Annotated in this window: 6 protein-coding genes; 5 read left to right on the top strand and 1 reads right to left on the bottom strand. The window is 58.5% G+C overall.

Annotated elements, in window-relative coordinates; all coding sequences use genetic code 11:
- Positions 1 to 396 precede the first annotated feature (396 nt).
- Positions 397 to 1,326, bottom strand: a complete 930-nt coding sequence (locus L248_RS06410; RefSeq protein WP_022529325.1) for a magnesium transporter CorA family protein — start codon at positions 1,324 to 1,326, stop codon at positions 397 to 399.
- Positions 1,327 to 1,774: 448 nt separating this feature from the next.
- On the opposite strand from L248_RS06410, the gene L248_RS06405 reads away from it, so the two are divergent.
- Genes L248_RS06405 through L248_RS06385 form a run of 5 tightly spaced genes read left to right on the top strand, consistent with a single transcriptional unit; the run spans position 1,775 to position 6,609 of the window.
- Positions 1,775 to 2,767, top strand: coding sequence for an ABC transporter substrate-binding protein (locus L248_RS06405; protein WP_022529324.1), 993 nt, complete (start codon positions 1,775 to 1,777; stop codon positions 2,765 to 2,767).
- Between the two features lie 32 nt (positions 2,768 to 2,799).
- On the top strand, positions 2,800 to 3,780 hold the full coding sequence (locus L248_RS06400; protein WP_022529323.1) for an ABC transporter substrate-binding protein: 981 nt from the start codon (positions 2,800 to 2,802) through the stop codon (positions 3,778 to 3,780).
- A 56-nt stretch (positions 3,781 to 3,836) separates the two neighbouring features.
- On the top strand, positions 3,837 to 4,814 hold the full coding sequence (locus tag L248_RS06395; protein WP_040535297.1) for an ABC transporter substrate-binding protein: 978 nt from the start codon (positions 3,837 to 3,839) through the stop codon (positions 4,812 to 4,814).
- Positions 4,815 to 4,850: 36 nt separating this feature from the next.
- Positions 4,851 to 5,798, top strand: a complete 948-nt coding sequence (locus L248_RS06390; protein ID WP_022529321.1) for an ABC transporter permease — start codon at positions 4,851 to 4,853, stop codon at positions 5,796 to 5,798.
- Positions 5,788 to 6,609 carry an ABC transporter ATP-binding protein gene (locus L248_RS06385; RefSeq protein ID WP_022529320.1) on the top strand — a complete coding sequence of 274 codons (822 nt, stop codon included), beginning with the start codon at positions 5,788 to 5,790 and terminating at the stop codon, positions 6,607 to 6,609. The genes L248_RS06390 and L248_RS06385 overlap by 11 nt, the downstream gene beginning before the upstream one ends.
- Positions 6,610 to 6,692: the final 83 nt, after the last annotated feature.

The raw sequence follows: 6,692 nt of genomic DNA, 5'->3' as shown, positions 1-6,692 counted from the left end.
ACAACAATTTCATGGCTGACGCCCGCCAGCCTCCGGGCCCAAATCGCCTACATCCTACCCGATCGTAAAGTCTTCGGTGTCAGGACATATTAGCCGGCGGGGTGCCGCCCACACTTTGAATACGCAGGTGATTGTCGTGTTATTGGGGGAGGAAGCCGCCAGCGTTTAGTGGCGAACAAGACTGTTCCAGTCTCCGAAAATGTAGGGTGACGAGGGGCGGAGCAGATTGGGGGACTCAGCTGTGAAATAGGGGGGTGTGACTCAGTGCCAACGCGTAGCAAGCGGAGGCAAAACGGGCTCAAACCGTGCCCACCGCGTTCCAGCCCGTTTTGCCGGAGCTTTGGCACGGCGCTCGCGCAGCCCAGAGTCACCCGGGCCAGAGAAGGCCTTCTTTTCTCACCGCCGCCGCTTGTCGTACAGAATGTACCAAATCCCCAGCACAATGATCCCCACCAGCGACCAGATGATGGTCCAGAACCACGCGTCGTGCCGGTTCGCGAAGGGCAGGGCGACATTCATGCCATAGAAGCCCGTGATCACTGGCGGGATCATCAAGACGATGCTCCACACCGTGAGGAAGCGCATCGTCCCGTTCAGGTTATTGTTGAGAACGTTGCTGAAGCCGTCGGTCACCCGGTCGATGATGTCTGCGGCGATCTGGGCCATCTGCTGCCCCTGCTGGATCTCGATCAGCACATCGTTGAGCCGCTCCTTCTCTTCGGCATTCAGCTCCAGGGGGTCAGTGGGGGAGTTGGTGGCCATCATGAAGCGGCGAATGGCGATGAGGTTGTTGTTCTCGGCCGTGGTCAGGTAGACCGTCTGCTGGGCCAGCTGGGTCAGGGCGCTGACCTGAGTGTTGGTCGGCCGCTTGTGCCAGTTCTCCAGCTCGCTGCGGCGGTCGTTGATCGTGTCCAGCACGTCGAAGTAGTCGGTGCTCAGCGCGAAGAGCAGGTCGAACAGGAGCAGGAAGATGGACCGGTCGTTGTCGGCCGCCTGCTGGATGATACCCTGCAGCTGGTCGATCACGGTGGTCCCGTCAGCGTCGGGAATAACGCTGATCAGCCGGGCACTGTTGAAGACGAAGGTGATGGGCAGGGTCAGAAAGCCGCCGGGGGCTGCTTCCTTATTGACAAAGCGGAAGACCAGCAACCAGTAGCCGCTGGCGGTATCGTATTCGAGGCGGGCCCGTTCCCGCATATCGGCCAAGTAGGGGGTGAACCGTGCCGGCAGTCCGGCGGTGGACTCCAAGTCTTGATAATCTACCGTTGTCGGGGTGGTTACGGCAATCCATTCTTGACCGGCGTGGAGCGGGTGTTTCTTGATCATGACCAGACCTCCTAAAGAGTAATTATCCCCATTATACCGGTCTCTCGGAACGGTCGCTCAGGCCCCGGTGAAAAAAGTCACGTTAAATGCTTGACAACCATCTGAGTCTCAGTGTAGAGTAGTGTTCATAACAAATACATGAGCGTTCGCTCATTTAGGAGTGTGCTAGCATGCAAACTGCAGCCATAACACAACTCAATCACCGATTTTACTACGACTATTATAGATAGCCGGTTTGTACCCCATCGTGGATGCAGACCTCAGCGTTTGTATCTATGATGGCCGTACACATTGATGTGCACCCGCCGCATAGATCGAGATAATCGATGCGGCAGGGCCCGAGATAATATTTTTTGGAGCCGTTCCCCGTCGATCATCGCGATTGCGGGGAACGGCATTTTTTATGCCTGGTGCTGACCTTGGAGAAGAAATTGATGGAGGACCCCGCATGAAAAAATTGGCAAAGTTAACGAAACGATACTGGCTCATCACTGGATTGAGCGCCTTATTGCTCCTGGTGCTCACGGCTTGCGGCCAGCAAGCCCAAGGCAGCAGCGGCACCAAACAAATCAAGATCGGTATCCTGGAATTGATGAACCAAACGGCCCTGGACGATGCTCGGGAGGGGTTCATCACTGAACTGGCCAAGCAGGGGTACAAAGACGGCAAGAACCTTTCTATCCATTACGTCAACGCTCAGAATGATCAGGCGAATCTAAAAAGCATGAGTGAGCAATTGGCCAAAGATAAGAACACGGTGAACCTGGCGATTGCCACGCCCGCCGCCCAGGCGCTGGCCCTGGCGGATAAAGAAACACCGCTCCTGTTCACGGCCATCACCGATCCGGTGGGGGCCAAACTGGTTCGCAGCCTGGCCCAGCCCGGCGGGAACATTACCGGGACCACCGACCTGGTGCCGGTGGCCGGTCAGATCAAGCTTCTGCACCAGCTGTTTCCCCAGGCCAAGACCATCGGCCTGCTGTATAACGCGGCGGAGCCGAATTCCTTGGTCCAAGTGAAGATGGCGAAGGCGGCGATTGCCAAGCTGGGGCTGCATACCACCAGTCTAACCGTGGCCAGCACCAATGATGTGGCCCAAGCGATGACGTCCTTGGCCGCTAAGGCCGACGCCGTCTACGTGCCGGCAGACAACGTGGTCGCGGCCGCCATGGCCACGGTGGGCAAGGTCTCCGCCGAGAAGAAGGTCCCGGTAGTCCCGGCAGCCAGCACCATGGTCCCCGCTGGCGGGGTCGCCACCAACGGTATCGATTATAAGAAACTGGGCGCCCAAACTGCCCGGATGGCCATCAAGATCATCAAGGGCCAGAAACCCGCCGACCTGGCGGTGGAAAAGCCGGCCGACGTGGGGCTGGTCGTGAACCAGAAACTTGCGCACTTATTCAAAATCGATCCAAAAGAAATCGTGCGGTCCGGCCATTAACCATGCGCCCTGACCGCCGAGGAGGAATTGTGATGAAACACAGTAAGGGAATCAAACTCGCTGCCCTGGTCCTGACCGTTGGGTTATTGGCCTTGAGCAGTGCCTGCAGCGGTCAGAAAGCAAAGGGCAGTACGGACGGCAAAGTCAAAATTGGTATCTTACAGCTGATGGACCAAAACGCGTTGGACGAAACGCGCCAGGGCTTCATCGCTGAACTGAAAAAAGAGGGGTACACCCAGGGCAAGAACCTGACGATTGATTACGTCAATGCCCAAAACGACCAGGCCAACCTCAAAACCATGAGTGAAAAACTGGCTAAGGATCAAAACAACGTCAATGTGGCGATCGCCACCCCGGCGGCGCAAGCGCTGCTGCAAGCGGATAAGAAGACACCGCTGCTCTTCACCGCCATCTTCGACCCGTTAGCGGCGGGACTGACCAAGACGCTGGCCAAGCCCAGCGCCAACATGACGGGGGCGACGGACACGGTGCCAGTGGCCGGGCAGATCAAACTGCTGCACCAGTTGTTCCCGCAAGCCAAAAAGATTGGGCTGTTGTACAATGCCAGCGAACCCAACTCCTTATCCGCCATTAAGATGGCGAAGAAGGCAGTCGCTGCACTAGGCCTTCAATCCATTTCTAAAACCGTCGCCAGCACCGCGGATGTGCAGCAGACGACGACGGCCCTGGCCCACCAAGTGGATGCCATCTACATCCCCGCGGACAATGTCCTGACGGCGGCGATGGCCACCGTTGGCAAGGTCTCGCTGGATACCAAAGTGCCGGTGATCCCGGCCACGGGGCCGATGGTCCAGCTGGGCGGCGTCGCCACCAACGGCATCGACTTCACCAAGCTCGGTGCCCAGACTGCGCAGATGGCGATCAAGATTCTGAAGGGGAAGAAAGTCGCCGACCTGCCGGTGGAACAGCCCAAGGACATCAGCCTGGTGGTGAACAAGAAGTTTGCCCAAGCGTTCCACGTCGATCCCCAAGCCGTCGTTAAACAAAAGTAAAAGCAATCAAATAGAATGCACTGTTTCACGTGAAACAGCAGCGGGAGGAAATCATCATGAAAAAGCATACTGGACTCATGCTCGTCTTGACCATCGCACTGGCGGTCCTCGTCAGTGCCTGCGGCAGCAAAGCCAATAGCAGCGCCAGCGGCAAGGATGCCAAAGTCAAAATCGGCATCTTGCAGCTGATGGATCAAAGTGCCCTGGACCAAGCTCGGAAGGGGTTCATCGCCGAGTTGAAGAAGGAAGGCTACACCCAGGGGAAGAACCTGACCATCGATTACGTGAACGCCCAAAACGACCAGGCCAACCTGAAGAGTATGAGCGAAAAGCTGGCCAAGGATAAGAACACCGTCAACGTGGCCATCGCCACCCCGGCTGCCCAGGCCCTGCTTCAAGCGGATAAGGACACGCCCCAACTGTTCACCGCCATCACCGACCCCGTTTCCGCCGGTTTGACCACCAGCATGAAGAAACCCAGCGGCAACGTCACCGGCACCAGCGACATGGTCCCCGTCGCCGGCCAGATCGAACTGCTGCACAAGCTGTTCCCCAAGGCCAAGAAAATCGGCCTGCTGTACAACGCCGCAGAGCCCAACTCGGTTTATTCTATTAAACTGGCACAAGCAGCCCTCAAGAAGCTGGGCCTAAGTGCTGATGCCAAGACCGTAGCGACCACGGCGGACGTGCAGCAGACGATGACCGCCCTGGCCAGCCAGGTCGATGCCATCTACATGCCGGCCGATAACGTACTGACAGCTGCCATGGCCACTGTTGGCAAGGTGTCTGCGGATAAGAAAGTGCCTGTCATTCCCGCCACTGGCCCGATGGTGAAGCTCGGCGGCGTGGCCACCAACGGCTTCAGTTACACCGATTTAGGGGCTCAAACCGCCAAGATGGCCGTCAAGATCATCAAGGGCAAGAAGCCCCAGGATCTGCCGGTGGAAATGCCCCAAAACGTGGGCTTGGTCGTTAATGATAAAATGGCGAAGGTCTTCAATATTGACCCGCAAAAGATCGTCGGCACCAAGTAACCGCGCCATCATAGAATAGGAGGACACCACGACATTATGGATATACTGTTATCGAGCATCTCCCAAGGCCTGATCTGGTCGATCATGGCCATCGGGGTCTATCTCACCTTCCGCATCCTGGACATCGCCGATATGACGGCCGAGGGCGCTTTCCCGCTGGGGGCGGCCTTCGCGGCCAGCCTCATCGCCAACCACGCCAACCCCTGGCTGGCGACGCTGGTGGGAATGCTGGGCGGCATGGCAGCGGGCCTGGTTTCTGGCCTGCTGTACACCCGTCTGCGCATCCCGGCGCTGCTCACCGGGATCTTGACCCTGACCGGCCTGTACTCCATCAACCTGCGCATCATGGGCAAGGCCAACATCGCCCTGCTGAACCAGACGACCGTCTTCAGTGCGTTCGCCCGCTTCAGCAACACCACCCAGGTGATCATCGTCGGGGCATTGCTCGTCGCAGTCATCATGATTCTCTTGGTGCTTTTCTTCAATACAGAAATGGGCCTGGCCGCCCGCGCCGTCGGGGATAATCCCGATATGAGCGCGGCCAACGGCGTGCACGTGGCCAACATGCAGATCGTTATCTACATGCTCTCCAACGGCTTGATTGCGCTGGCCGGTGCCTTGATGGCCCAGTCCAACGGCTACGCCGATATTTCCATGGGGGTCGGGACCATCGTCATCGCCCTGGCCGCCATCATCATTGGCGAGGTGCTGGTGCGCAACCTGACCTTTGGCAAGCGGCTGCTGACGATCATCATCGGCGCCATCATTTACCGGCTGATTATCGCGCTGGTTCTGTGGCTGGGCGTGGACCCCAACGACCTGCGGCTTTTCTACGCTGGTCTGTTGACGGTGCTGCTGGCCCTGCCGTGGGTGCGCAACCGGGTCAAGACCAGTACCCGGCGGCGGCTGAACCGTCAGCACATCGCGACGCTGAATGCGCAGGATAATGGGGAAGAAAAGGAGCACGCCGACAATGACAAATAACGCTGTCTTAACGATTCGCGACTTGAACCAGTACTTCGAACAAGGGACGATCAACGAGACCCACGCCCTCCAAGGCATCAACCTGACCGTCACCGACGGCGAGTTCGTCACCATCATCGGCGGCAACGGCGCGGGCAAGTCGACACTGCTCAACTCCATTGCTGGCACTCTGCCCATCGACGCCGGCCAGGTGATCCTCGCCGGGCGGGACATCACGTATGACGACGTGACGGCCCGCGCCCGCTGGATCGCCCGGGTCTTCCAAGATCCCAAGATGGGCACCGCTCAGCGCCTGTCTGTGGCGGAGAACATGGCCCTGGCCGCCAAGCGGGGCGAGCACCATTCGCTGTTCCGCATCGGCACGCCCCACGCCGCCCGACCGCGGTTCCAGGAAGCGCTCAAGCGGCTCAACCTGGGCTTGGAAGACCGCCTCGATACCGAGATCGGCCTGCTCTCCGGCGGTCAGCGCCAAGCCATCACGCTTTTGATGGCGACACTGCAGAAACCCAAGCTGCTCCTGCTGGATGAACACACCGCCGCCCTGGACCCCAAGACCAGCGCCACCGTGCTGCACCTGACGAACCAGCTGGTCCAGGAAGAGGACCTGACCACGCTGATGATCACCCACAACATGCAGGACGCCATCAAGTACGGCAACCGGCTGTTGATGCTGGACCACGGGAAGATCGTCGTGGATGTGGCCGGTGAACAGAAGCAGCACCTGACCGTGCCAGACTTGCTCGAACTGTTCAACAAGGCGAGTCAGGAAGAAATGACCGACGACGAATTGTTGCTGGCGCGGGATGAATAAGCACGCGTAACAGAAACGCCCGTGACCCGTTGGGGTTGCGGGCTTTTCTTGTGCCCGCGAGAGTGGGGATAATTGTCTAGCGC

This window comes from Schleiferilactobacillus shenzhenensis LY-73 (assembly GCF_000469325.1).
In the GTDB taxonomy this organism is placed as follows: domain Bacteria; phylum Bacillota; class Bacilli; order Lactobacillales; family Lactobacillaceae; genus Schleiferilactobacillus; species Schleiferilactobacillus shenzhenensis.
The sequence above is the reverse complement of the archived record's forward strand: the minus strand, read 5'-3'. Positions and strand labels throughout refer to the sequence as shown.

Excerpts from the sequence above, each read along its gene's own strand:
- L248_RS06405 (WP_022529324.1), top strand. The coding sequence starts at position 1,775 with ATGAAAAAATTGGCAAAGTTAACGAAACGATACTGGCTCATCACTGGA.
- L248_RS06400 (WP_022529323.1), top strand. The coding sequence starts at position 2,800 with ATGAAACACAGTAAGGGAATCAAACTCGCTGCCCTGGTCCTGACCGTT.
- L248_RS06410 (WP_022529325.1), bottom strand. The coding sequence starts at position 1,326 with ATGATCAAGAAACACCCGCTCCACGCCGGTCAAGAATGGATTGCCGTA.
- L248_RS06385 (WP_022529320.1), top strand. The coding sequence starts at position 5,788 with ATGACAAATAACGCTGTCTTAACGATTCGCGACTTGAACCAGTACTTC.
- L248_RS06390 (WP_022529321.1), top strand. The coding sequence starts at position 4,851 with ATGGATATACTGTTATCGAGCATCTCCCAAGGCCTGATCTGGTCGATC.
- L248_RS06395 (WP_040535297.1), top strand. The coding sequence starts at position 3,837 with ATGAAAAAGCATACTGGACTCATGCTCGTCTTGACCATCGCACTGGCG.